The sequence below is a fragment of the Streptomyces sp. NPDC006332 genome, from assembly GCF_040612855.1.
In the GTDB taxonomy this organism is placed as follows: Bacteria; Actinomycetota; Actinomycetes; order Streptomycetales; family Streptomycetaceae; genus Streptomyces.
In genome coordinates, this window is sequence record NZ_JBEXRA010000034.1 from 73925 (window position 1) to 100310 (window position 26386).

Genomic DNA, 26386 nt, shown 5'->3' on the forward strand with positions numbered 1-26386 from the left:
CCGGCATCGCGTCGCCGCCCCCCGCGCACCGCGACCGCGCCCTCCCCGCGGCCCGCGGCTCCGCTCGGGCACGGGCAGTCCCCATGACCCCTCTCACCCGCGCTTCCAGGCGCCGTCCCGCGGAGCCGACGTGATCCGAAAGACAGGACTCAGCCGCAGGCGTGCCGCCGCCCACGCGCTCGACGCCGCCCTGGACGACACCGACCTCGTGTCCGCGCGCGCCGCGCTCGCGCAGGGGCGATGGCAGGTGGCCCGTGCGCTCCTGGCCGCCACGGGCGACGACTGGGACCGCCGGGGACACCGGGTGACCGTGCTCGCCCTGGAGCCCTACTGCGCCGCCTGGGCCAACGACTGGCTGCTCGCCGAGCCCGACTCGGCCGACGCCGCCGTCCTGCTCGCCCTCGCGCAGGTCCGGCGCGCCCTGCGCGGCAAGGAGGACCCGTCCCGGGCCCGCGAGGCCTGCCGGTCCGCCGCCTCGCGCACGCCCGCCGACCCCACCCCGTGGCTCGGGCTGCTCCTGCTGGAGCGTTCCCAGGGTTCAGCTGACGAGGTCGGCCGGTTGTTCGACGAGGTCCGAGACCGGCACTCCGACCACCACCACGCCCACCATCTGATGGTCGCCCACCTCGCCGAGCACCGCTCCGACGCCGGACCGGACCCCTTGCACAAGGTCTACGACTTCGCCGCCTGGGCCGCCGAACAGGCACCCGCCGACTCCCCGCTCGCGATCCTCCCGGTCGTGGCGCACGCCGAGCGCTACCGCGTCCTCGCCGCCACCGGCCACGAACCCGCCGACCCGGCCGCCTCCCGCCACTGGGCCGGCCGCCGGGCCCGGCAGGTGCTGAAGGCCGCCTTCGACTGGTGGCTGGAGTGGGAGCAGGAGGGCCACCCCCGTCGGCTGGTCGACCTGAACTTCCTCGCCCACGCCAAGGTCTACGAGGGCCGGGGCGCCGAGGCCGCCGCCCTGTTCCACCGGATCGGCGAACACCCCGCCCCGGCTCCCTGGTCGTACCCGGACCGGGAGCCGTACACGGCCTTCCGCGCCGCGCGCGACCACGCGCTCGGTACGGCATGACGCCCCACCCTCGCAGCCGCTTCCCCAATAGCCCCACACAGTCCCGAACAGCCCCACAGTCCCCGAACAGGACGGTCCTCCCGTGACAACGGACAGCTCCAGCACCAGAAGAACCACCGGCGACAACAGCATCAGTACGTTCAAGGGCCAGGAGCGGGCCCTGCGCGCCGACCGTCTCGGCACCGGGGGCCTGCTGCTCTCCGTCCTGGCCGCCACCGCGCCCCTCATGGTCGTCGCGGGTGTCATGCCCACCACGTTCGCGGTGATGGGTATCGTCGGGCAGCCGCTCCTCTTCGTCGTCCTCGGCGTGGTCCTCGTCCTGTTCGGCGTCGGGTACGCGGAGATGAGCCGGCACGTCCACAACGCGGGCGCGTTCTACGCGTACATCTCCCGGGGCCTCGGTGCCACGGCGGGGGCGAGCGCGGCCCTCGTCGCCCTCGTCGCCTACAACGCCCTCCAGGTCGGCATCTACGGGATCTTCGGCTTCGAGGTCTCCGGCCTCTTCTCCACGTACGCCGATCTGCAGATCGCCTGGTGGATACCGGCCCTGCTGGCCGCGCTGGTCGTCGGCGCGCTCGGCTGGCTGAAGATCGACGTCAACGCCCGCGTGCTCGGCGTCCTGCTGGTCGTCGAGGTCGCCCTGGTCGTGATCTTCGACATCGCGGCGGTCGCCGATCCAGCCAAGGAGGGACTGTCCCTGCACGCCTTCAATCCGGACACCCTCAGCGGCGCGGGGGTCGGCACCGCGCTGTGCTTCTGCATCGCGGCGTTCCTCGGCTTCGAGCAGGCACCCGTGTACGCGGAGGAGACCAGCCGACCGCACATCCTGGTTCCGCGCGTGATGTTCCTCGCGGTCGGCGGGGTCGCCGTCTTCTTCGCGCTCAGCAGCTGGGCCCTCACCGTGGCAGCCGGCCCCTCCGCCATCGTCGGCGAGTCGCAGAAGCAGAGCGCCGGACTGCTGTTCTCCCTCACCGAGTCCCGCCTCGGCGCCACCTTCACCGACGTCCTGCATGTCCTGTTCGTGACCGGCATGTTCGCCGCCCTGCTCAGCTTCCACAACGTCGTCGCCCGGTACGCCTTCGCCATGGGCCGCGAGGGCCTGCTGCCGGCCGCGTTCGGCCGTACGACCGGCGCGAGCGGCGCCCCCGGCACCGGGTCGCTGCTCCAGACGGCTGTCTCCGTGGTGATCGTCGTCGCCTTCGCGGTCGCCGACGACAAGCCGGCCGGCGACCCGACCGAACCCGTCCTGCACCTGTTCACCTGGTTCGGCAACATCGGCGCGCTCGGCGTGATCGTGCTGATGGCGGCGGCCTCGTTCTCGGTCGTGGTGTTCTTCGCCCGGCGCGGGGCGGTGGGCGCCCAGGCCTGGCGGCTGCTCACCTCCGCCGTCGCGGGCGTCGCCCTGCTGGTGATCGCCGGCTACACGGTCAAGGACTTCGACGTCCTGGTCGGTGCGGGCCCGGACTCCTCGCTGAGCTGGATCCTGCCCGGCAGCATCGCGCTCGCCCTGATCGTCGGCCTGCTGCAGGGCGTGGTCCTGCGGGCCCGCCGTCCCGAGGCGCACGCCCGCATCGGGCTCGGCAACGAGGCGTTCCAGCTGGAGAAGGCGGCGGAGCGGACGCCGTAGACCCTGAGAGCAGGGTGAGAAGTGGTTACGGAACTCTGACGGGCACCCGGGATCCCTGGCAGGACGGGGACCGCGGGTGTTCGAATGAGAAGGTGAACTCCGAGCAGCCCGAGGAACCCGGCACGTACCCCGCCGAAGAACCCGGCACGGACCGCGCCGGGGCACCTGGCACGAACCGCGCCCAGCGACCCGGTACGAACCGCCCTGGGGACCCCGGCATGAGCCGCCCCGAGGAGCCGGGCACGGAACGCCCCGAGGAACGGGGCGCGCCGATCGGCCGCCGGGTCTTCCTCGGCACCCTCGGCCTGGGCGCGCTCGGCGTGGTCGCCGCCCCCACCCTGCAACGCGGCCTGGAGGCCTTCCTCGGCAGCGCCGCCGACAAGGACCCGACCGGCCTGACCGGTCTGCTCCCGAACGGCGGCGGCTTCCGCTACTACTCCGTCACGTCCTCCGTACCCAAGAAGAACGCGGCCACCTACCGCCTCACCGTCGGCGGCCTCGTCGACCACCCGCGGTCGTACACGCTGGACGACCTGCGTGACCTGCCGCAGACCCGCATGGTCAAGGACGTCCAGTGCGTCACCGGCTGGCGGGTCCCGGACACCCCCTTCGAAGGGGTACGCCTGTCCCGGCTGCTGGACGCGGCGGGGGTGCGCCCCTCGGCGGGCGCGGTGCGCTTCACCTGCTTCGACGGCGCGTACACCGAGAGCCTCACCCTCGACCAGGCCCGCCGCGCGGACGTCCTGGTCGCCCTGCGCATGCAGGACAAGGACATCGGCCACTCCCACGGCGGCCCGGTCCGCCTCTATGTGGCGCCGATGTACTTCTACAAATCCGCCAAGTGGCTGTCCGGCATCACCGTGACCGAGGACGTGAAGCCCGGCTACTGGGAGGAGCGCGGCTACGACGTCGACGCCTGGGTCGGCCGTTCCAACGGCCGCGACGACAAGCCCACGAGTTGACCATGAGCCTGCCCACCGACACCCCGACGCCGCAGGCGTCCCGCGTCCGCCGCTTCGGCCGCACCCAGCGGTGGGTGCACCGCACCACGGCCGCGCTGATGGGCGTGTGCGTGCTGACGGCCGCCTGCCTCTACGTCCCTCAGCTCGCCGAACTCGTCGGCCGCCGCGAGCTGGTGGTCCGCGTCCACGAGTGGGCCGGGCTCGCCCTGCCCGTGCCCGTCCTGGCGGGCCTCGCCTCCCGCGCGTTCCGCGCCGACCTGCGCTTCCTCAACCGCTTCGGCCCGCACGACCGCGTCTGGCTGCGCGCCGCCCTGCGCCGCGACAAACGGACCGCGTCCCGCCCGGCCGGCAAGTTCAACGCCGGACAGAAGCTCTACGCGGCCTGGATCGCCGGCGCCACCCTGGTGATGCTCGGCACGGGCCTTCTGATGTGGTTCACCCACCTCACCCCCATCCAGTGGCGCACCAGCGCGACCTTCGTCCACGACTGGCTCGCCCTCACCGTCGGCATCGTCCTGGGCGGCCACATCGGCATGGCACTCGGGGACCCGGAGGCCCGCCGCGGCCTGCGCACGGGGAAGGTGAGCCGGGAATGGGCCGAGCGGGAACACCCGCTGTGGCGGCCGTAGCTGATCGCTCCTGCTCGGCGCGTCTGGTTCGTCGCACTGCCGCGTCGCCCCTGCCGCGTCGCCTCTGCTGCGTTTCCCGCTGACGCATCGTGAGGCGGAGATCGTCGCCGCCGACGGGTCTTCAGAACGCCTTCCAGCAACACCTTTCGGCCACGCTCGCCACGGGCGGATCCCGCCGACCCCGGCCCTCCCGAGCCCGGTCCCGCGGCCCTCGGCGGCCGGACCACCCGCACCGACAGTGGAAAGTATGGGCAAGGTAAGGGGAATGTGAAGCACTCGCATGCAAATGGGGATGTAACCCACACCGCAGTACTTTGATGCTCACCGGCCTCCGGAAAGCAGTGGCTTGATCTCGTTCCTTCAGGCCCCTGTCCGCCGGGGGTACCACCGTGCGCGCTGCGCTGTCCGCCCGGCGGGCGAGAGGGGTTTTTCCGTGGGACACATGGACCACTTCAGCGCCGGATGGGTCACACCCGTCCTGTCGTACGTCATGGCCTGCGTCGGCTCGGCGCTCGGCCTGCGATGTACCGTCAGAGCCCGTGAGGCCGACGGCGCCTCGAAACGGAACTGGCTGTTGCTGGCCTCGTTCGCGATCGGCTCCGGCATCTGGACCATGCACTTCGTCGCGATGATGGGCTTCGGCGTCGAGGGCACCCCCATCCGCTTCGACGTCCCGCTCACCGTGCTCAGCCTCGCCATGTCCATCGGCGTCGTCAGCGCCGGCGTCTTCACCGCCGGGTACGGACGCTCGCGCGTGACGGCGGTGGTGCTCGGCGGGCTCGGCACCGGACTGGGTGTCGCCGCCATGCACTACACCGGCATGGCAGCGCTCAACCTGCACGGCTCCGTCGGCTACGACCCGCTCCTCGTCGCCGCCTCCGTCGCGATCGCCGTCGTCGCCGCGACCGCCGCGCTCACCCTCACCCTCGTCGTGCGCGGCCCGGTCCTCACCGTCGTCGCCGCGCTCGTGATGGGGCTCGCGGTCAGCAGCATGCACTACACGGCCATGTTCGCCGTCCACGTCAGCCTCGCGCCCAGCAGCGCGGAGCTGCCCGGAGCCACCGCCACCGAGTTCCTCTTCCCGCTCGCGGTGCTGCTCGGCTCGTTCCTCTTCCTCGCCTCCGCGTACGTGGCGCTCTCCCCGACCGGCAAGCGCGCCGAGTCCGCCGCCACCGAACTGCTGCGCGAAGTCGAGCTGTCCACCGCGACCGCCACGGAGCCCGCCGCCCCCACCACCGTGACCGTCTGAGCCGTACCCCCGGCCCCACCGCACCGCACACACCCCCGAAGAGGTCCCCCATGCGTGTCCCCCCTCCAATGGCTCGGCTGCGCCCCAGATCGGTCCGGGCCAAGATCGTCGCCCTGCTCATGCTGCCCATCGTGTCCCTCATGGCGCTGTGGGGCTTCGCCGCGGTGACCACGGCCTCCAACGTCGGTGACACCCAGCGGGTCAAGAAGGTCAACGCCCAACTCCTCGCTCCCGTCGACGAGTTCGTCAGCGCACTGCAGACCGAGCGGACCGCCGCGACGCGTCACGCGGCATCCCGGAGCGCGGCCGACCTCGACGCCCTGAAGGCCGCTGGCAAAGCCACCGACGCCGCCGTCACCGCCCTGCGTAACGGCGCCGACGCCGCCACCGCGGACGCCGAGCTCCTCGACGCGGGGCTGCCCACCCGCATCGACCGGCTGGAGGCCGACGCGCGCGGACTCACCGCGCTGCGCACAAAGGCCGAGGAGAAGGACGCCCCCCAGACGGCGTTCACGGGGTACTCGACGGTCATCGAGCACGCCTTCGCCGTCACCGGGGCGCTCACCGGCGAGAACGGCACCGACGCCGCATCCGACGCGCGGGTCGTCCTCGAACTCGCCCGCGCCCGCGACGCCGTGGCCCAGGAACAGGCCCTCCTCGCCGGGGGAAGCGCGGCCGGGAAGCTCACCACTCAGCAGTACACGCAGTTCGTCGGCGCCGTCGCCACCCAGCGGGAGCTGCTCGAGCCCGCGATCGCCGACCTGAAGGCGGCCCACCGGGCGGTGTACAACGCGGTGCTGCAAAGCGCGAGTTACGCCCAGCTCGCCGCCGGTGAGGACAAGGTGCGCGGCGCCGGGCCCGGCGCCTCGGTCATCTCCGCGGGCTTCCTGCGCACCTGGGACAAGAGCGCCGACGACGCGCTGAAGGGGCTCGGCGACGCCCAGGCGGACGCCGGCACAAGGGCGATGGCCAGGACGAACCCGTTCGGCTGGGACACCCTGGGCGCCTCCGGCGTCGCCGTCATCCTCGGCCTGGTGGGCGTGCTGCTGTCGCTGCTGGTGTCCGTGGGCGTCGGCCGGGGACTCATCGTCGAACTGCTCGACCTGCGCGACGACGCCCTCGAAGTCGCCGGGCGCCGGCTGCCGCAGGCCATGCGCCGACTGCACGCCGGGAAGGGCGTGGACATCGACGCGGAGGCCCCGATGCGCCGCCTCGTCGGTGACGAACTCGCCCAGGTGGGCACCGCGCTCACCGCCGTGCAGCGGGCCGCGCTCAAGGCCGCCTCCGAACGCGCCGAACTGATCAGCGGCATCTCCGGGGTGTACGTCAGCATCGCCCGCCGCGGCCAGGTGCTGCTGCACCGGCAGCTCGACCTGCTCCACCAACTCGAGCAGCGCCCGCGTGAGGCGGCCGAGGTGCAGGAGCTCTACCAGGTCGACTACCTCGCCACCCGGATGCGCCGGCACTCCGAGAGCCTGCTCATCCTCTCCGGCATCGCGCCCGGACGCGGCTGGCGCGACCCCATCCCGCTGACGGACGTCCTACGGGCCGCCGTCGCGGAGATCGAGCAGCCGGGGCGGGTCCAGATCTGGCCGGTACCGCCCGTCTCCGTCCACGGCGGATCCGTCGCCGACGTCATCCACCTGCTCGCCGAACTCGTGGAGAACGCGGCCTCGTTCTCACCGCCCAGCGCCCGAGTCCGGCTGCGGGCCGCCCGGGTGCGCGACGGCCTCCTCATCGAGATCGAGGACAGCGGCTTCGGCATGAACGAGGAGGCGCTGGCCGAGGCCAACCGCAAGATCCAGTCCGAGAACATCGACCTGCTCGACGCCAAGCAGATCGGACTGTTCGTGGTCAACCGCATCGCCGCCCGGCAGAGCCTGAGCGTCGAACTGCGCTCCTCGGCGAGCGGCGGCGCCACGGCGGCCGTCCTCATCCGCGAGAACCTCATACGGGACGACATGCCGGTCCACGACCAAGCGCGCCCCGACGACCAGGACGGCGGCCGCGCACTGGCCCCCGCGTCGGCGCTGATCCCGCAGCAGCGGGGGTAGCGGGCGCGTCGGTCGCCGGTCGCCGGCCGCCGTGCTGTCTCAGGGTGTGCCGAGGACGCCGAAGTCCAGCAGCACCTTGCACGAGCGGCTCCGGTCGGCGGCCAGCGCGAACGCCGATTCCGCCTCCTCGACCGGGAGTACCGCGCTGACCAGCTCGTCGAACGCCGGCTCGGACGCGAGCAGTTCCAGCGCCTCGTCGAACTCCCCGTCGAAGCGGAACGCGCCCCGCAACTCGATCTCCCGGCTCACCACGAGGTTGCCCGCGAAGGGGCTCGGCCCGGACGGCAGCATGCCGAGCTGCACGACGACCCCACCGCGCCGCACCCGCCGCAGACAGGCGTCGAGCCCTGCCGCCACCCCGGACGCCTCAACGGCCACATCCGCCTGAACCGGCCACCCGGCATCGTCCGGATCGTCCGCCCGTACGACGGTGTCGGCGCCCGCGGCCGACGCGTACCGCAGCGCCGCCGGGAGCAGGTCCGTCACCGTCACCTGCGCGGCGCCCGCGGCCTTGGCAGCCGCGACCACGAGGCACCCGATGGGACCCGCGCCGGTGACCAGGACGTGCCGTCCGCGCACGTCCCCGGCCCGCCGCACCGCGTGCAGCGCCACCGACAGCGGTTCCGCGAGCGCCGCCCGACGCAGCTGAAGGCCGGCCGGAAGCGACCGCAACTGATCAGCCGGTACGACCACTTGGGCCGCGAAGCCACCCTGGACGTGCGGGAAGCGGGCCGCGCTGCCGAGATAACGCGTGTCCCGGCAGACGTTCCGACGCCCCTCCACGCACTCCGGGCACACCCCGCAGGGACTCGCCGGGTGCACGGCGACGGCGCTGCCCACGGCGGGACCTGACGCTCCGGCACCGTACGAGACGACCGTGCCGACCACCTCGTGGCCGAGCAGCATCGGCTCCCTGAGCCGGAAGTCACCGACCCCGCCGTGCCGCCAGTAGTGCAGGTCGGACCCGCACACACCGCCGTAGCGGACGGCGACCAGCGCCTGGCCGGGGCCCGGTGACGGCACCGGCACCTCCTCGACCCGCAGATCGTCCTGGCCGTGGATCACACATCCCAGCATCGCCGTCTCCTCCGAGTTCACAGCACGCTCGTCATGCCGCCGTCGACATACAGCACCTGCCCGCCCACGAAGTCCGCGGCGGGCGAGGCGAGGAACAGCACCCCGCCCACCAGGTCCTCGGTACGGCCCCAGCGCCCGGCCGGGGTGCGCCGCCGCACCCAGGCGCTGAACTCCTCGTCCTGGACGAGGGGTCGGGTCAACTCGGTCTCGATGTAGCCCGGGCCCAGGCCGTTGACCTGGACGCCGTGCGGTCCCCAGTCCGCGCACATGCCCTTGGTGAGCATCTTCAGCGCGCCCTTGGTGGCGGCGTAGGGCGCGATGCCGGGCCGGGCCACCTCGCTCTGCAGCGAACAGATGTTGATGATCTTGCCGTGGCCGCGTTCCGTCATCCGACGGGCGGCTTCCCGGCCGACCAGGAAGGCGCTGGTCAGGTTGGTGTCCAGGATCCGGTGCCAGTCGGATTCGGCGAACTCCAGGAGCGGGGCGCGCAGTTGCATCCCGGCGTTGTTGACCAGGATGTCGAGCGGGCCCACCCGCTGTTCGACATCCGCGATGCCGGCGGCGACCGACGAGCCGTCGGTCACGTCGAACACGGCCGTGTGGACGTCGCCGGGCAGTTTCGCGGCGGCCTCGGCGAGCCGTTCGCCGTCCCGTCCGTTGAGGACGACCCGGCAGCCCGCCTCCGCGAGGCCCCGGGCCAGCGCCAGTCCGATGCCCCGGCTGGAGCCGGTGACCAGGGCCGTGCGCCCGCTGATGTCGAACAGGGGGTGACTCATCGTCGTACTCCTAGATGACCAGGGAAAGCAGCAGAACCAGACCGCCCGCGACCACGGAGATGATCGTCTCCATGACCGACCAGGTCTTGACCGTCTGACCCACGCTGAGGCCGAAGTACTCCTTCACCAGCCAGAACCCGGCGTCGTTGACATGGCTGAAGAACAGCGAGCCGGCGCCGATGGCCAGGACGAGCAGGGCCGCGTGGGTCGTCGACATGTCGGCCGCGAGCGGGGCCACCAGGCCGGCCGCCGAGATGGTCGCCACCGTCGCCGAACCGGTCGCCAGCCGGATCGCCACCGCGATCAGCCAGGCCAGCAGCAGCGCCGGGATCGACCAGTCCTTGGAGATGTCCAGCACCATCTGGCCGACGCCGGAGTCGACCAGCGTCTGCTTGAAGCCACCGCCCGCGCCGACGATCAGCAGGATGCCCGCGATGGGCGCGAGCCCCTTCTCGACCAGCTCGGACACCCGGTCCTTGGCGAACCCGGCGGGCCGCAGCAGGGTGAAGATGCCCACCAGCACCGCGGCGAGCAGCGCGATCAGCGGGGAGCCGGCGACGTCGAAGACACGCTGCACGGTGTTCTCGGGGTCGTCGATGACGATGTCGACCAGCGCCTTGGCCAGCATCAGGACGACCGGCAGCAGGATCGTGGCCAGGGTCGCGCCGAAGCTGGGACGCCGCTCCAGTTCCCCCGAGGCGCGGGCCGGGATCATGCGCTCGGGCGCCGGGACGTCCACCCAGCGGGCGGCGACCTTCGAGAACAGCGGACCGGCGATGATCACGGTCGGGATGGCGACCAGCACGCCGAGCGCCAGGGTGACGCCGAGGTTGGCCTTGACCGCGTCGATGGCGACCAGCGGGCCGGGGTGCGGCGGGACCAGACCGTGCATCACGGACAGGCCCGCGAGAGCCGGGATGCCGATCCGCATCAGCGAGTAGTTGCCCCGCTTGGCGACCATGAGGACGACCGGGATCAGCAGCACCACGCCGACCTCGAAGAACAGCGGCAACCCGATCACCGAGGCGATCAGCACCATCGCCCACGGCATGGTGCGGCCGCCCGCCCGAGCCAGGATCGTGTCGACGATCTGGTCGGCGCCCCCGGAGTCGGCGAGCATCTTGCCGAGGATCGCGCCCAGGGCTATGAGCACGCCGACGCCGGCCACCGTCGACCCGAGTCCGGTGGTGAAGCTGAGGATCGTCTTGTCGAGCGGGGCCCCGGCGAACGCGCCGAGCGCCAGCGTCCCGAGGGTCAGCGACAGGAAGGCGTGCAGCTTGAACTTGGTGATGAGCAGGACGATGACGGCGATGCCCGCCAGAGCGGCGATACCCAGCTGAGCGTGGCCGGCCGAGGTGATCGGCTCGGGTGCGTCCGCTGCCAGCATCTCGACACTGAGTCTGGTCACGGGGATTTCCCTTGCAGGTACGGGGATTGGGGGAGTGGTACTGCGAGTGAACGTGGGGGGTGCTGTGGGGGAGTGACTACCGCGATGTCTCGGGAAGGGCGTCGAGCGCGTTCGCGGCCCGCTCGGTGATCTCCTCCGGGCCGCCGGCGACGTCCACGACGACCCCGGCCTCGTCCGCGCCGAGCGGCTGGAGCGTGGCGAACTGGGAGTCCAGCAGAGCGGTCGGCATGAAGTGACCCTGTCGATGCGCCATGCGGTCCTCGATCAGCGCCCGTTCACCCGCGAGATGCACGAACACCACACCCGGCGCCGCGGCCCTGAGGCGGTCACGGTACGACCGCTTCAGCGCCGAGCAGCTCACCACCCCGCCGAGCCCGGCCCGCCGGTGCGCCCAGTCGCCGATGGCGTCCAGCCACGGCCACCGGTCCGCGTCCTCGAGCGGGGTGCCGGCCGACATCTTGGCGATGTTGGCCGGCGGGTGGAAGTCGTCGCCCTCGGCGTACGGGACGCCCAGCCGGGACGCGAGCAGGGGACCGATCGTGGTCTTGCCCGTGCCCGCGACGCCCATCACCACGACGACGTGAGGGGTACGCATCAGTGCCTCGCTGTCTTCCTCGACATCCGACGTCGACATCTGACGTCCGCCACACTGAAACCCATTAGGTACGACGAATTCAAGACCTCGTGACAAATAAGTCTGACTTTTTCGGGGGGTGGTGTGCGGCGTGCCCCGTAGGCTGAGTCCATGAGCACATCGGGCCGGGGACTGCACGGCCAGGTACTGGACGCCCTCGGCCCCGAGATCACCGCGGGTGAGTACCCGCCGGGCAGCGTCCTGCGTACGGACGAACTCGCCCAGCGCTTCGACGTCTCACGTTCCGTGATGCGCGAGGCGGTGCGGGTCCTGGAGTCCATGCACCTGGTCGAGTCCCGCCGCCGGGTGGGCGTGACCGTGCTGCCCAAGAACGAGTGGAACGTCTACGACCCCCAGGTCATCCGCTGGCGTCTGGCCGGCGCCGACCGCCCGCGGCAACTGCGCTCACTCACCACGCTGCGCTCGGCCGTCGAGCCCGTCGCCGCGGGCCTCGCCGCCCGACATGCCACGGCGGAACAGTGCGCCGAACTCACCGAGTGCGCCCTGGGCATGGTGGCCCACTCGCGCGGCCACCAACTGGAGGGCTACCTCGTCCACGACATGGCCTTCCACCGGGTGATCCTCAACGCCTCAGGCAACGAGATGTTCGCCCGTCTCGGCGACGTCGTCGCCGAGGTCCTCGCGGGCCGAACCCAGCACGAGGTCATGTTCGAGGACCCCGACCCGGCGGCCGTCACCCTGCACGTCCAGGTCGCCGAGGCGGTCCGGGAGGGCGACGCGTGGCGCGCGGAGGAACTGACCCGCCAGATCACAGTGGGCGCGCTCCACGAACTGGACATACTGGCGCCGTAGCCCGACCGGCCGTCAACCGGTCAGCGACTGCCCCCCCCCAGTCGGCCGCGACGGCCGCCGGTCGGTCCGCCACCGGTCTCCTACTGGTCGAGGAACTCCCCGTCCACGTACACCCAGGCCCCCTCCACCCGCTCGAACCGGCTCCGCTCGTGCAGCGATCCGCCCCGGAACGAGGCCCGGAAGGTCACGGTCCCCGTGGTGTGGAACGCGGACCCCTCCGTCGCCCCCAGGATCTCCAGCCCCGTCCACCGCTGCCCCGGATCGAGGTCGATGCGCGCGGGCCGGGTCCGCGGATGCCAGGTCCGCAGCAGATACGCCGAGTCACCCTTCACGAAGGCGCAGTAGCGGGACCGCATCAGCGCCTCGGCGGTGGGAGCGGCCGCGCCCGCGTGGAACCGTCCGCAGCACGCGTCGTACGGCTCGGGCCCCCCGCAGGGGCAGGTACCGGCCAAGCGGGCGGGTCGGGCGGGGCGGGAACTGCGTCGGGACATGCGCCCATTGTGCCGCCGCCCCCACTACGCGAGGCCACCGGACCGTCGCTGGGGCGTCCCTACGCGGGCCCGGCGTTGGTCGGCGGATGCGTCGGACGGGCCGGTATTCGCGCGCCCGGCACCGGCAACGGCGGCAGCGCGGTGCCGTACACCCACGCCTCGAACACCTCGTCCAGCGGCTCCGGAGCGAAACGGGCCACGTGCGCCGTGAACGTCGTCGTGCTCACCACCCCGCCCCGGTGCTGCGTCGCCCACCCGCGCAGTATCCGGAAGAACGCCTCGTCGCCGGTCGCGCACCGCACCGCGTGCAGGGCCAGCCCGCCCCGCTGGTAGAGCCGGTCGTCGAACATCGACTTGCGCCCCGGATCGGCCAGCCGCAGGTCCTGGGGCCGGCCCGCCAGCAACCGGTGGGCCGCCGCGGCGAGTTGATGAGCCGTACGGCCACCCGACCGCTCCGACCACAGCCACTCGGCGTACTTGGCGAACCCCTCGTTCAGCCAGATGTGCCGCCAGTCGGCGATCGACACACTGTTGCCGAACCACTGGTGCGCCAGCTCGTGTGCCACCAGCCGCTCCGACCCCCGCGCCCCGTCCACATGGTTGGCGCCGAACAGCGACAGCCCCTGTGCCTCGACCGGGACATCGAGCTCCTCCTCCGTCACCACCACCGCGTATTCGTCGAACGGGTACGGACCGAACAGCTCCTGGAAGAGGTCCATCATCTGGGGCTGGCGCGCGAAGTCCCGCGAGAACTCCGGCAGCAGGTGCGCCGGAATGTGCCCGTGCTGCGGCACCCCGCCCGGCCCCGGATCGCCCAGCAGCACCGTCTGGTACTTGCCGATCGACAGCCCGACCAGATAGCTGGACGTGGGCGCCGCCTGCTCGTACACCCAGGTGGTCGTCGAGGCCTTCGTCGTCCGGGTCAGCAGCCGCCCGCCCGCCACCACCGCGTACGCCGACGGAGTCGTGACCGAGATCTGGTACGACGCCTTGTCGGCGGGCCGGTCGTTGCACGGGTACCAGGACGGCGCCCCGATCGGCTGGCTCGCCACCAGCGCCCCGTCCTCCAACTCCTCCCAGCCGAGCCCGCCCCAGGGACTGTTCACCGGCGTGGGGTTCCCCGACCAGTGCACCTCCACCGTGAAGGCGGCGCCGGGCCGCACGGGCTTGGCCGGACGGACCCGCAGCCTGCCGCCCCGGTGCGTGTAGTGCGGCTGCCGGCCGTCCACCCGGACCCGGCCGATCTTGAAGTCGGCCAGGTTCAGCTGGAACTCGGCCAGCGGCGACCGTCCCGCGATGGCGTTGATCCGCGCCGTCCCCGACAGCCGGTTGGGAGCCGGGCGGTAGTCCAGCGCGAGTTCGTAGCGGTGCACCCGGTAGCGTGCATCGCCGTTCGCCGGGAAGTACGGGTCCGGACCCACTGACTGCTGAACGGTCACTGCTGCGTCTGCTCCCTGCGCTGTGCTCGGACGTGGTGCCGGTGTGCCGTACGGAAAACCTGTCCCGTAGATCATGCCGCAGGAGCGGGGACCGGCACGCGCGTTCGCCACCGCTCACCGGCGTTCGCCGGACGCCGCCCTGCACGCGCGCTGATCCGCCGGACAGCGCCCGACCCCGGCCGGTCCGCGCTCAGGAACGCCATGACTCGATCGGGTTGCCCAGCCAGCGGGTGTCGTCCGGAACGGACTCCGCCGCCATCACCAGCGACGCCGGCCCCAGCGTCGTACGGGCGCCGATGGTGCTGCCCGGCAGGACGATTCCGCCAGGGCCCAAGGTGGCGCCCTCACGGAGGACCACAGTATCCGTCCGCAAGATCCGGTCGTGGAAGAGGTGCGTCTGCAGCACACAGCCCCGGTTCACGGTCGCCGCGTCCTCAAGCGTCACCAGGTCGGTCTCGGGCAGCCAGTAGCTCTCCACCCACACACCCCGGCCGATCCGCGCCCCCAGCCCACGCAGCCACGCCGTCAGCACCGGCGTACCGGGCACCGAACCCGCCAGCCACGGCACCGCCAGCACCTCCACGAAGGTGTCCGCCAGCTCGTTGCGCCACACGTAGGAACTCCACAGCGGATGCTCCCCGCTGCGGTGCCGCCCCACGAGCACCCACTTCGCCACGACGGACACCAGTCCCGCCACGAACCCCGCCCCGAGCAGCACCAGCCCCGACAGCAGCGGCGCCCACCCGCCCAGCACGCCGGCCGACCCGAGCGCGCACAGCGCGGCGACCGTCAGCACGGCCAGCGCCGCCGAGCAGAACACCGGCACCAGCCGGCACAGCTCCACCAGCCCACGCGCCCACAGCAGCCGGGCCGGTGGGTCGTACGTCCGGCTCTGGTCGCCGCCGGACACCGCACGCGGCAGCTTCATCGGCGGCAGCCCCAGGTACGAGCTGCCCTTCTTCGCCTTCTTCGGCGTGGCCGACAGCACCCCCACCAGCCCGCCGTCCGGCACGGACCGTCCCGGCGCGGTCATCCCCGAGTTCCCGAGGAAGGCCCGCCGTCCGATCTCCGCCCGTCCGATCCGCATCCAGCCGCCACCGAGCTCGTACGGCGCGGTCAGCGTGTCGTCGGCCAGGAACGCGCCCTCACCGACCGTCGTCAGGCTGGGCAGCGCCAGCACCGTCGACACCTCCGCACCCCGCCCGATCCGCATCCCCAGCAGCCGCAACCACACCGGCGTGATGAGCCCGGCGTACAGCGGGAACAACATCTCCCGCGAGCGGTCCATCAACTGGGTGACCGTCCACGCCTGCCAGCCGGTCCGGCTGTGCGTGGGATGCGTGCCCTCGCGCAGGCCCAGACTGAGCAGCCGTACCGCGACCAGGAGCAGCAGCGCGTACGCCAGCCCGAAGGCGAGGGTCGCCGGCACGAGGCCGAGCGCGACACCCGAGGCCGTCACCTCCGGTGTGACGAACCAGCGGCCCACCAGGAGCGCGGCCGCGCCCGCCAGCACCGGCAGCGCACCGAGCGCGAAGCCCGACAGGCCGTACATCACCCGCCAGTACGTGCCCCGCGCCGGCCGCTCCTTGGGCCAGTTCCGCTTGGCCTTGCCGAGCTTGACCGCGGGGGCACCCGCCCACCGCTGCCCGGTCGGAATCTGAGCGGTGACCGCGGAACCCGGCGCCACCTCGGCCCGCTTGCCCACCCGGGCCCCCGGGAAGAGGATGCTGCGGGTGCCGACCACGGCGTGCGCGCCCACCTTGACCGGGCCGATCTCCAGCCGGTCGCCGTCCAGCCACCAGCCGGACAGGTCCACCTCGGACTCCACCGCCGCGCCCCGGCCCAGCTTGAGCATGCCGGTGACCGGCGGCAGCGAATGCAGATCCACCTCCGGTCCGACCTTGGCGCCCAGCGCCCGCGCGTACCGCTCCAGCCACGACCCGGTCAGCGAGGTCGCCCCGCTGAACTCGGCCAGCCGTTCGGCGGCCCACAACCGCAGGTGCACGTCGCCACCGCGCGCATACCGCCCCGGCCTGACCCCCTTGAGGAGCAGCCGCGCCCCGCCCGCGGCGATCGCGAGGCGCCCCGGCGGGCTGAAGAACAGCAGTGCCCCGCCGCCGACGAGCCACCACGGGCCGGTCGGCAGCCAGGAGTACCCGGGCAGCAGGTTCCCGAACGCGGCCAGCACGACGCTCCAGCGCAGCCCGAGCACGGTGAACAGGGGGAGCAACAGGAGGAGTTGGGCCACCTGGGCGCGCACCGGAACCGGAGCGACGACCCGCGCGGCGCCGTCGTCCTGGGCCGATTCCGCCAGGTGCCGGGCCAGCTTTCGCAGCACCGGCTGCTGGTAGATGTCGAGGACGGCGGCGCTCGGGTAGCGGGTGCGCAGCCGGGTGGTCAGCTGGGCCGCGGCGAGACTGCCGCCGCCGATGGCGAAGAAGTCGTCCCGCGCGCTCGTCACGGGGATGCCGAGCACCTCGCTCCACTGCTCGGCCAGCCAGGCCTCGGTGCCGTAGAGCTGCTCGACGGGACCGTTGCCCCCCAGTTCCTTCAGCGGCCACGGCAGGGCGTTCCGGTCGACCTTGCCGCTGGTCCGGGTCGGCAGCTCGGCGACCGGCGCGAGCAGCGGTACGAGGGCCGCGGGCAGTTCCGCGCGCAGCCTCTCGACGGCGGTCGCGTGGTCCCAGCCGTCCTGGGTGACGACATACCCGACCAGGAGCTGATTGCCGCTGCGGGCGGTCCGTACCGCGGCGGCGGCCCCGGCGACACCGGGCAGCGCCTGCAGCGCCGCGTCCACCTCGCCGAGCTCGATGCGCCGCCCGCCGAGCTTGATCTGCTCGTCGGCCCGCCCGAGGAACACCAGTCCCTGGGGCTCCGCCTTGACCAAGTCACCGCTGCGGTACGCCCGCTCCCAGCCCAGGGACTTGAGCGGCGCGTACTTCTCCGCGTCCTTGTCGGCGTCGAGGTACCGGGCGAGGCCGACCCCGCCGATCACCAGCTGACCGCTGGAGCCCATCGGCACCGGCTCCCCGGCGTCGTCGACGACCGCCAGCTCCCAGCCGTCCAGCGGCAGCCCGATCCGGATCGGCTCCTCGCCGCTCAGCAGCGAGGCACATGCCACCACGGTCGCCTCGGTGGGCCCATAGGTGTTCCACACCTCGCGCCCCTCCGTCACCAGCCGCTGCGTCAGCTCGGGCGGGCACGCCTCACCACCGAAGATCAGCAGCCGTACGTCGTTGAGGGTCTCGGGCTCCCACAGCGCGGCCAGCGTCGGCACCGTCGACACCACGGTGATCTCCTGCTCGACCAGCCAGGGCCCGAGGTCGGCTCCACTCCTGACCTGGGCGCGCGGCACCGGCACCAGACAGGCCCCGTACCGCCAGGCCAGCCACATCTCCTCGCAGGACGCGTCGAACGCGACCGACAACCCCGCCATGACCCGGTCCCCGGGCCCGATCGGGTCCTCGGTGAGGAACAGCGCGGCCTCGGCGTCCACGAAGGCGGCGGCGCTGCGGTGGCTGACGGCGACACCCTTGGGCTTCCCGGTGGACCCGGAGGTGAAGATGATCCAGGCGTCGTGCTCGACACCGGGACGCGCGGCGGGAGCCTCGGACCGGCCGTGCACGGTCAGTTCGTGCCCGCCCCCGACGACGGCCCGCACCGCCGCCTCCCCGAACACCAACTCGGCCCGCTCGTCCGGGTCCTCCGCGTCCACGGGCACATAGGCGGCACCCGCGGCCAGCACGGCGAGGACCGCCACGTAGAGGTCATTGGTCCCGGACGGCACCCGGACGCCCACGCGGTCACCGAGACCCACCCCGACGTGCGCGAGCCGCCGCCGCAGCCTCTCCACCTCCGCGGCCAGTGCGCGGTAGGTGAGCTGCGTCGTGCCGTCGTCCAGGGCGAGTTCGTTCGGATACGAGCGTACGGAAGCGTCGAAGACGTCGACGAGCGTGCGCGGGGAGGCCGCCGGACCCCCGGAAAAACGTGCCGTGTCGCCGAACCGTTCGCGGATCTCTTCGTCGAGCAGACCGAGAGCGCTGCTCTCGTGTGTGGCTGCCATCGGGTCCTCGCGTCTCGTTCCCGGAAGCCCGGGGCGCCGGCGGGTCCGCAGGTCTGCCTGGGATTGTCCGGTCCAGCTCACGTAACAAGCCGGAAATTTTAGTACGAAGCTAGGTTCGACCGCCCAGAACGGCCACCCGGGTCGGCCGTTCGAGGCGGCCGGGCAGTTTGGCGAACGGCGCTGACCAGCAGGTTCGTGCCCGAAGGAGAGATCGCGCACAGTCGTCGGCTGCCCCACCGGCTGCCCCGCCAGCGGCGACGTGGCCAGGAGCGGGGACGGGACCCCAGAAAAGCAGAAGACCCCTGGTCAACAGGGGTCTTCGGGAGGTGCTTCCGTCAGTGTCCGAGGGGGGACTTGAACCCCCACGCCCGATAAAGGGCACTAGCACCTCAAGCTAGCGCGTCTGCCATTCCGCCACCCGGACAAGGTGTACGTCGCATGCGGGGTGACCCCGCGGCGACAGAGGAAACATTACCAGGCTCCGACAGGCCCCTGATCACCCCCCGGCTCACGGAGCGCACCCCCCTCCGTGCGTGAACGGGGTGTGACGGGCCGGGAGCGCCCTTGGGGTGTGACCGGGGAGAGGGGGAGGATGACAGGGACCACCAGCGGCGACAGTGCGGGAGGAAGCAGCGTGAGCGAGACGGACAGCGCCAGGGGCGTCACCGGCGAGGACGAGGTCGTGGACCTCTGCCGCGAACTGATCCAGATCGACACCAGCAACTACGGCGACCACTCGGGACCCGGTGAGCGCAGGGCGGCCGAGTACGTCGCCGAGAAGCTCGCCGAGGTGGGGCTCGAACCGGAGATCTTCGAATCGCACCCGGGGCGCGCCTCGACGGTGGCCCGGATCGAGGGCGAGGACCCGTCCCGGCCCGCGTTGCTCATCCACGGCCACACCGACGTCGTACCGGCCAACGCCGACGACTGGACCCACCACCCCTTCTCCGGCGAGATCGCGGACGGGTGCGTGTGGGGGCGCGGCGCGGTCGACATGAAGGACATGGACGCGATGACGCTGGCGGTCGTCCGCGACCGGCTGCGCAGCGGGCGCAGGCCCCCGCGCGACATCGTCCTCGCCTTCCTCGCCGACGAGGAGGCGGGCGGCACGTACGGCGCCAAGCACCTCGTCAAGAACCACCCCGCCCTCTTCGACGGCGTCACCGAGGCGATCAGCGAGGTCGGCGGGTTCTCGTTCACCGTGAGCGAGCAGCGGCGGCTCTATCTGATCCAGACGGCCGAGAAGGGCATGCACTGGATGAAGCTGACCGTGGCCGGCACCGCCGGACACGGGTCGATGATCCACCGGGACAACGCCATCACCGAACTGTCGGAGGCCGTCGCCCGGCTCGGCCGGCACACCTTCCCGGTGCGGGTCACCAAGACCACCCGGGCCTTCCTCGACGAACTCGGCGACGCGCTCGGCACCCCCCTCGACCCGGAGGACATGGAGTCGACCCTGGCCCGGCTCGGCGGCATCGCCAAGCTCATCGGCGCGACCCTCAGCAACACGGCCAACCCCACCCAGCTGGGCGCCGGTTACAAGGTCAACGTCATCCCGGGCGAAGCCACCGCGCACGTCGACGGACGGTTCCTGCCGGGGCACGAGGAGGAGTTCCTCGCCGACCTCGACCGCCTCCTCGGTCCGAACGTGCGACGCGAGGACGTGCACTCCGACAAGGCCCTGGAGACCACCTTCGACGGGGCGCTGGTGGAGGCGATGCAGTCCTCGCTGCTGGCCGAGGACCCGACCGCGCAGGCGGTCCCCTACATGCTCTCCGGCGGGACGGACGCCAAGTCCTTCGACGACCTGGGCATCCGGGGCTTCGGCTTCGCACCTCTCCAGCTGCCGCCCGAGCTGGACTTCGCGGGCATGTTCCACGGAGTCGACGAGCGCGTCCCGGTGGAGGGGCTCAAGTTCGGCGTGCGGGTGCTCGACAGGTTCATCGATGCGTCCTGAATTCGCCCACTGAAACGAAACTTCAGCATTCGGGCGCCCGTACGGAATCGACTGAGAAGAGTGAATGCGACGATAGGCTCGTAGCTCGATTACTCCTTCCTCGTTACAGGTGATGCGATCCGCTAATGGGATCGCATTGCCAACGAGGAGGAATAATGATCAAGAACATCTTCACTGCCGCCGCTGTCACCGGTGGTCTGGTTCTCGCGGGTGCGGGCATGGCCGTTGCCGACTCCGGTGCCCAGGGTGCAGCCGTGCACTCCCCGGGCGTCCTGTCCGGCAACGTCGTCCAGGTTCCGGTCCACGTCCCGGTGAACGCCTGTGGCAACACTGTCTCGGTGATCGGGCTGCTGAACCCCGCGTTCGGCAACACCTGCATCAACAAGTGACGTTGTGCGTCGCCCCGTGAGGGGCTGAGCCGGTCGGCCTCGGAGCGCACGCCCTGTGCCCCGAGGCCGACCGGCCATAAACAGCCCCTCACGGTTATGCGTTCTTTCTGAACGTCGAGATTCCGGGACAATGTCGAAGGCAGGGATTCAGTAATGCGACAGGTCACCCGCAAGGGCCTGATGACCGTGGCCGCCGCGACCGGTGTGATCGCCGCCACCGGCGGTGCCGCGCACGCCGGCTCGGGCGCGAGCGGGTCGAGCGTCGGCTCGCCCGGCGTGCTGTCGGGCAACTCGGTGCAGGCGCCGCTGCACGCACCGGTGAACGTCTGCGGCAACACGGTCAACGTCGTCGGGCTCCTCAACCCGGCGATGGGCAACAAGTGCGTCAACACCGACGTCCGGACCGGGGGCGGAGACTCGGGCGGCTACGGCGACGACTCGGGCGGTCACGGCGACGACTCGGGCGGTCACGGCGACGACTCGGGCGGCTACGGTGACGACTCGGGCGGGTACGGAGGCCATGGCGGTCACTCCGGTCATGGAGGCCATGGCGGTCACTCCGGCCACGGCGGCTATGGCGGCCACGGCGGTCATGACGGGCCTGGCGGCTCGCACGCCGGCGGTCACACCGGTGGCTCGCCGGGCGTCGGATCCGGCAATCACGTCGAGGTGCCGATCGACGCACCGGTGAATGTCTGCGGCAACAACGTCAGCCTCATCGGGATCGGCAACGCCACCGCGGCCGGCGAGTGCGAGAACGGCGACGGTGTCGGCGGCGGACACCCGGGCACGCCTCCGGGCGGCGGCGACAGGACGACCCCGCCCAGCGGTTCCCAGCACCCGGGCCACCCGGGCACTCCGGGCCACCCGGGCATTCCGGGCCACCCCGGTCACCCGGGCGACTCGAACGGCCCGGTGGAGCCCAGCCGCCCCAGTGCCCCGAACACCAACCCCAACACCCCGCACGCCCCGAACACCCAGCACGGCGGGACGCAGGTCGGCTCCACGCACGGCAACCAGCCCGGAGCCCGGTTCGTATCGACCCAGCCGGTGGGCGGCACCGCCCAGCTCGCGCACACCGGCAGCGACCTGCCGATGGGCCTCGCCCTGCCGATGGGCGCGGGTGCGCTGCTGGCAGGCACCCTGATCTACCGGAAGGCCCGCGCCTCCGCGTAGACACACACAAGCCGCGCGGAGGGGAGACCAGCACCGCGATCTCTCCCCGGCGGTGCGCACGACGGAGCGGGCCCTGCCTCGGTGGGGCCCGCACCGTTTCCGTCGCCTCAGCTCACCAGGTGGCGCGGACCTGACGGATGATCCTCCGCCGCAACCGCACCCTGCGGCTGCCGTCGCGCATCAGGCTCAGGCGGTCCAACTCCCAGTGACCGTACTCGGCATGGTCCGTCAGCAGACGTGTGGCGTCCTTGCGGGAGACCCCGCGCGGTACGTAGACGTCGACAAATTCGTATTCCGGCATCGCATCTATTGTGCGGGCTGGGGCCCGGTACGGATAGCGTCTGCACTATGTCTGATGCTGCGCAGCCCACCGCTGCCGAGGTACGAGCCGCCGCCGAGGCGGTCAAGACCGCGCTCGACCGCCACCTGGCCGCGGTCGAACGCAGGTCGGGGGAGGACGACCCGGCCGTCTACGAGGCGTTCAACGAGCTGGCCGCGGCCGCCGAAACCTACGACGAACTGCTCTACGACCGATACGACGAGGTCACACCCTTCGAGATCCCCGGAGCGGACGACTCGCTCCCGCCGTACACGGGCCCCGAGGAACCGAGCGCCCTCAGTGTGCTGATTCGCCGCGACTACGCCGTCGTAGAGCCGCAGCGACTGCTGGCACAGGCCCAGCGGATCGAGGCGGCGGACGAGGAGGCCGGCAGCGGCGCGGGGGCATCCGGCACGGTCCATGGAGCCCTGGGGCTGCTGTTCGGCGAGTTCGAACCGGACGAGATCGCTTCCCGGCACAAGGAGTTCGGCCTGGAGGAGGGCGACTCCACCCTCTGGGTGACGGCCGCCGACGAAGCGCCCGAGCCCGGCGAGTGGCTGGAGGCCCCGTTCGAGCAGGCCGACGCCCAGCGAGTGGTCTGCCGCTTCGACGTCAGCGCGGTCTTCGACGACGAGATCGACGACGAACCCGACGACGAGCCCGACGACCTCGACGCGGACCTGGACGAGGACGAAGACCTGGAACCCCTGGACGCTGACCGCTGAGCGCCCCCACAGGCGAGGACGACGTCTGAGAACCAGGGCGGCGGACCCCGGAGGCTGACCCTCCAGGACCGCCGCCCTTCTGCTGCCATCGTGCTCAGTCGGCCACCTGCTCAGCCGGCCACCGGAACCTGCGGCGCCAGCAGAACGGGCAGCCGAGTGGTACGAGGCTTGGCGAGGACCTCGGCGACCGCCCTGGGCAGAGCCTGTTCCGCGCCGTGCACCACGGACAGATGCCGCTCCGCCCGCCCGAACGCCGTGTAGACCCACGGTCGGCTGAGCGCCTGCGCCGCGTCACCGGGCAGCACCACGACCACCGCCGGCCACCGGCCTCCCACCGCCTGATGCGCGGTCAGCGCCCACCCGTGCCGCAGATCCTGCTCCACCCGCTCCTTCGGTACGACGACCGTCTCGCCGGCGCACGACAGGTGCAGCCCGTCGGCGTCGGCCTTGACCACGTGGCCGGGCACCGTACGCCCGGGCGTGGGGGAGTAGGCGATCCGGTCGCCGGGGTCGAAACCGCCGAAGCGGCCCGGGCCCGGGTTGAGCCGCTCCTTGAGAACCACGTTCAGCGCGCGGGTGCCGGCCGCACCGCCGTGGCCCGGAGTGATCACCTGAGTGTCCTCGGCAGGCACGCCGATGGCCCTCGGCACCGAGTCCGCGACGAGCTGCACGGTCCGGTGCACGGCCTCACCCGCGTCCCGCGCCGGCACGATCACGACCTCCTTGCCCGGGGCCTCGACCTGGTTCAGCTCACCGATCCCGATGCCGGACACCAGCTCGCCCAGCGGCCCGGGATCCGGCCGCCGCGAGGCGACCTGCGGGCAGACCCGGGCGGCCAGCAGGTCCGCGAACACCCGCCCGGGACCGACGGACCACAGCACCGCGGGATCCCCGGCCAACACCAGCCGGGCACCGTCCGCCAGCGACTCCGACAGCAGGGCCGCCGTCTCGACGTCCAGCTGAGGCGCGTCCAGGACGACGAGCAGATCGAGGTCGAACGCGCCCTCGGCGTCCCGCCCAGGCCCCTCGGCACCGGACAGCAGCCCCGCGACAGTCACGACACCGGACGACTCCTCCCGCCCCGCCACCCCGCCCGACAGGGACGCGAACCGGTCACGCCCCAGCGGACCATGGGCGGCGGCCCAGGCCCGCAGCCCGAGCTCCCCCGCAGCGCGCAGCAGCGCCGCGGGCTCGGCCAGCGAGGCCTCGCCGCCGGTGTGCAGCACGAGCCCATGACCGGCCACCGCACGGATCAGCTCTCCGGCTGACCCGCCGACCGATTCCGCGATCCGCTCCCACTCCTCGTCTTCCCACTCCCCGTCCGAACCATCCTTCTTCGGCACGGAGTTGATCAGCCGGGCCAGACCATCGGCGAGGCTCTCCTCCGCGAGGGCGTACCGCTCGAGCCCCACGAGGACACGGACCGGCCGCTCCTCTTCCTCGTCCTCCTCGTTCTCCTCGTTGTCCCCCCGGACAGACGCTCCAGGCTCCTCCAGGGCGTCCTGGAAGGCCAGGGCGTCGCCCTCGGCGAGGGTCTCCTGGATGGCCGCGTCCGGATCCGGCACGCCCCGCTGGGAGAGCGCCGCGACCAGGGCGGGCATCTCCAGGACGGTGTGCCCCGCCAGGGCGGCCTGCTCCAGCAGCCACACCGTGACGGCCCGCCCGCGCCGCTCGTCGTCCGGCCCGCACTCCGCGCCCAGCAGTGCCCGCGCGAACCCGTCGGCCTGCTCGGGCCGCACCCCGCCGACCCGCAACAGTTGCCAGGGGTCCGCCCGCAGCCGTTCACCGGCGCCCTCGCCGAGCACCGCCGCGACCTGAGCCGCGAGCCCGTCCGGCGCACCCCCCTGGACCAGCACACCCCGCACGGCCTCAACGACATCCGCCGCCGGGACGGCAGCCTCCACGCGGACCTGCGGCTTCGGCCCCGGCACGTATCCACGAGGCACCGGCTCCTCGACAACCGCCGCAGCCGTCACCACCGGCTTCTCACCACTCTCCACGGCCCGCACGGCCGCGAGCAGATCGGCGGCCGGGCCACTGAGCTTCGTCCCGGCGGCGATCGGCGCCTTCTCGGCCTTCCGCTTCGCGATCCGCTCCCGCTCCAGCCGCTGAGCGGCGAGCTCGGCCGCGGCCTCCGACACCTGACCCGCGTCCTCACCAGCGTCCGCGGCATCCGGTGTCTTACCCGTGACGCCCTCCTCCAGGTCCTCAGCGGGCTCCGGCTCCGTGCTCACAGCGTGCTCCAGTCGTGATCGGGATAGCGGTGCACAGGCGCCGACACATCGTCGAGCGCCCGGCAGATCTCGTCAGGAAGACTAAGGGCCTCCACTGACAACGCCGCCGTGAGCTGCTGCGCGTTGCGCGCGCCCACGATCGGCGCGGCCACTCCTGGCCGGTCCCGGATCCAGGCGAGGGCCACCTGGAGCGGCGTCACAGCGAGCCCGTCCGCCGCCGTCGTCACGGCGTCCACGATCCGCGTCGCCGTGTCGTCGAGATACGGCGCGACGAACGGCGCCAGATGCTCCGAGGCGCCCCGCGAGTCGGCTGGCGTCGAGTGCCGGTACTTGCCGGTGAGCACCCCACGCCCGAGCGGCGACGAGGGAAGCATGCCGATCCCGAGGTCCAGCGCGGCGGGCAGCACCTCCCGCTCGACACCGCGCTGGAGCAACGAGTACTCCAGCTGCGTACTGGCCAGCCGGGTCCGGGTACCCGGCGCCGACATCTGCCACGTCGCCGCCTTGGCGAGCTGCCAGCCACAGAAGTTCGACACCCCGACATACCGGGCCCGCCCGCTGCTGACCGCCAGATCCAGCGCTTGCAGGCTCTCCTCCATCGGCGTGTCCGGATCGAAGGCGTGGATGTGCCACACATCGACGTAGTCCGTTCCCAGCCGGGCCAGCGAGGCGTCCAGCGCGGCGAGCAGATGCCCGCGCGACCCGTCGAACCGACGGTCGGGATCCGGCACGCTGCCGGCCTTCGTGGAGATGACCAGGTCCCGACGAGGCACCAGCCCTTCTATGAGACGTCCGAGCAGATACTCGGCCTCCCCGTCGCCGTACACATCCGCCGTGTCGACAAGACTCCCGCCGGCTTCCCAGAAGGTCTTCAAGAGGTCCGCGGCGTCATGCTCATCGGTGTCCCGTCCCCAGGTCAGGGTGCCGAGCCCGATGCGGGACACACGCAGGCCGGTGCGGCCGAGATGCCTCTGCTCCATGAACGCCGAGATTACTGGCCAGAACCTGCCATGTGGGTACCTGTGGATAACCAGTTCCTCCCGCCCACACCCGCCCATGGCACACAGGGACCGGATCGCCGCACCCACCCACGGCACACAAAGGGCCCGGGTCGCCGCACCTGCGTACGGCGCGAAGGGGACGGGTCGCGGCACCCGCGTACGGCGCGAAGGGGACGGGTCGGGGGTGTCCGCCCGCAGCGGTTGTCGCGTCAACACCGCCAGTTTCCCAAGAAACCGATTCCGCGACGTTCCGAGGACGGACACCCCCCACCCCGCCCCCCCCCC

21 protein-coding genes and 1 tRNA gene are annotated in these 26386 nt (G+C 72.0%); 11 read left to right on the forward strand and 11 right to left on the reverse strand.

The features are described 5' to 3' along the window. Positions 1-130 precede the first annotated feature (130 nt). The 6 genes from ABZ027_RS27545 to ABZ027_RS27570 all read left to right on the forward strand — a co-directional run bounded on the left by ABZ027_RS27545 (position 131) and on the right by ABZ027_RS27570 (position 7596). A complete protein-coding gene (locus tag ABZ027_RS27545; protein WP_356772930.1) occupies positions 131-1075 on the forward strand; it encodes a hypothetical protein in 945 nt (314 codons plus the stop codon). Positions 1076-1157: 82 nt separating this feature from the next. Beyond that, positions 1158-2702 (forward strand): APC family permease, encoded by a 1545-nt coding sequence (locus ABZ027_RS27550; protein WP_356772932.1) that lies wholly within the window; start codon positions 1158-1160, stop codon positions 2700-2702. 218 nt (positions 2703-2920) lie between these two features. Further along, positions 2921-3664 carry a molybdopterin-dependent oxidoreductase gene (locus ABZ027_RS27555; RefSeq protein WP_356772934.1) on the forward strand — a complete coding sequence of 248 codons (744 nt, stop codon included), beginning with the start codon at positions 2921-2923 and terminating at the stop codon, positions 3662-3664. Between the two features lie 2 nt (positions 3665-3666). Next, positions 3667-4293 carry a cytochrome b/b6 domain-containing protein gene (locus ABZ027_RS27560; protein ID WP_356772936.1) on the forward strand — a complete coding sequence of 209 codons (627 nt, stop codon included), beginning with the start codon at positions 3667-3669 and terminating at the stop codon, positions 4291-4293. A gap of 433 nt (positions 4294-4726) precedes the next feature. Then, positions 4727-5542 (forward strand): MHYT domain-containing protein, encoded by an 816-nt coding sequence (locus tag ABZ027_RS27565; RefSeq protein WP_356772938.1) that lies wholly within the window; start codon positions 4727-4729, stop codon positions 5540-5542. A 50-nt stretch (positions 5543-5592) separates the two neighbouring features. After that, entirely contained in the window at positions 5593-7596 is a 2004-nt protein-coding gene (locus ABZ027_RS27570) for a nitrate- and nitrite sensing domain-containing protein (protein WP_356772940.1), read from the forward strand. 39 nt (positions 7597-7635) lie between these two features. Here ABZ027_RS27570 and ABZ027_RS27575 read toward each other — a convergent pair whose 3' ends face one another. From ABZ027_RS27575 to ABZ027_RS27590, 4 genes are all read right to left on the reverse strand, one after another. After that, a complete protein-coding gene (locus ABZ027_RS27575) occupies positions 7636-8673 on the reverse strand; it encodes an L-idonate 5-dehydrogenase (RefSeq protein ID WP_356772942.1) in 1038 nt (345 codons plus the stop codon). A gap of 17 nt (positions 8674-8690) precedes the next feature. After that, entirely contained in the window at positions 8691-9449 is a 759-nt protein-coding gene (locus ABZ027_RS27580) for an SDR family oxidoreductase (protein ID WP_356772944.1), read from the reverse strand. 10 nt (positions 9450-9459) lie between these two features. Then, on the reverse strand, positions 9460-10857 hold the full coding sequence (locus ABZ027_RS27585; protein WP_356772946.1) for a gluconate:H+ symporter: 1398 nt from the start codon (positions 10855-10857) through the stop codon (positions 9460-9462). Between the two features lie 76 nt (positions 10858-10933). Beyond that, positions 10934-11452: a gluconokinase gene (locus ABZ027_RS27590; RefSeq protein ID WP_356772969.1), complete on the reverse strand. Its 519-nt coding sequence runs from the start codon at positions 11450-11452 to the stop codon at positions 10934-10936. 150 nt (positions 11453-11602) lie between these two features. Between ABZ027_RS27590 and ABZ027_RS27595 the strand changes: the two genes are divergently transcribed. Further along, complete coding sequence (locus ABZ027_RS27595) at positions 11603-12304, forward strand: FadR/GntR family transcriptional regulator (protein ID WP_356772948.1); 702 nt, start codon at positions 11603-11605, stop codon at positions 12302-12304. Between the two features lie 80 nt (positions 12305-12384). Here the strand turns inward: ABZ027_RS27595 and ABZ027_RS27600 are convergent, their stop codons facing one another. From ABZ027_RS27600 to ABZ027_RS27615, 4 genes are all read right to left on the reverse strand, one after another. Beyond that, the gene (locus tag ABZ027_RS27600; protein WP_356772950.1) at positions 12385-12795 is read right to left on the reverse strand and encodes a YchJ family metal-binding protein; all 411 of its coding nucleotides are present in this window, start codon (positions 12793-12795) and stop codon (positions 12385-12387) included. Positions 12796-12854: 59 nt separating this feature from the next. Further along, entirely contained in the window at positions 12855-14234 is a 1380-nt protein-coding gene (locus ABZ027_RS27605; protein ID WP_356772952.1) for a M1 family metallopeptidase, read from the reverse strand. Positions 14235-14424: 190 nt separating this feature from the next. Continuing rightward, entirely contained in the window at positions 14425-18297 is a 3873-nt protein-coding gene (locus ABZ027_RS27610) for a Pls/PosA family non-ribosomal peptide synthetase (protein ID WP_356772954.1), read from the reverse strand. Between the two features lie 339 nt (positions 18298-18636). Then, positions 18637-18721: transfer RNA gene (locus ABZ027_RS27615), tRNA-Leu, on the reverse strand. 210 nt (positions 18722-18931) lie between these two features. Between ABZ027_RS27615 and ABZ027_RS27620 the strand changes: the two genes are divergently transcribed. From ABZ027_RS27620 to ABZ027_RS27630, 3 genes are all read left to right on the forward strand, one after another. Next, positions 18932-20257, forward strand: a complete 1326-nt coding sequence (locus ABZ027_RS27620) for a M20/M25/M40 family metallo-hydrolase (protein WP_356772956.1) — start codon at positions 18932-18934, stop codon at positions 20255-20257. 155 nt (positions 20258-20412) lie between these two features. After that, positions 20413-20646, forward strand: coding sequence for a chaplin ChpH (gene chpH, locus ABZ027_RS27625; RefSeq protein ID WP_356772958.1), 234 nt, complete (start codon positions 20413-20415; stop codon positions 20644-20646). A 153-nt stretch (positions 20647-20799) separates the two neighbouring features. Beyond that, positions 20800-21822: a chaplin gene (locus tag ABZ027_RS27630; RefSeq protein ID WP_356772959.1), complete on the forward strand. Its 1023-nt coding sequence runs from the start codon at positions 20800-20802 to the stop codon at positions 21820-21822. Between the two features lie 112 nt (positions 21823-21934). Here the strand turns inward: ABZ027_RS27630 and ABZ027_RS27635 are convergent, their stop codons facing one another. Next, a complete protein-coding gene (locus ABZ027_RS27635) occupies positions 21935-22123 on the reverse strand; it encodes a DUF5703 family protein (protein WP_007380901.1) in 189 nt (62 codons plus the stop codon). Positions 22124-22170: 47 nt separating this feature from the next. Here ABZ027_RS27635 and ABZ027_RS27640 point away from each other — a divergent pair, with 47 nt between their 5' ends. Then, positions 22171-22866, forward strand: coding sequence for a hypothetical protein (locus ABZ027_RS27640; protein ID WP_356772961.1), 696 nt, complete (start codon positions 22171-22173; stop codon positions 22864-22866). Between the two features lie 110 nt (positions 22867-22976). On the opposite strand, the gene ABZ027_RS27645 is transcribed toward ABZ027_RS27640, so the two are convergent. Then, positions 22977-25070: a helix-hairpin-helix domain-containing protein gene (locus tag ABZ027_RS27645; RefSeq protein ID WP_356772971.1), complete on the reverse strand. Its 2094-nt coding sequence runs from the start codon at positions 25068-25070 to the stop codon at positions 22977-22979. Between the two features lie 26 nt (positions 25071-25096). Continuing rightward, positions 25097-26080 (reverse strand): aldo/keto reductase, encoded by a 984-nt coding sequence (locus ABZ027_RS27650; RefSeq protein ID WP_356772963.1) that lies wholly within the window; start codon positions 26078-26080, stop codon positions 25097-25099. Between the last annotated feature and the right edge of the window lie 306 nt (positions 26081-26386).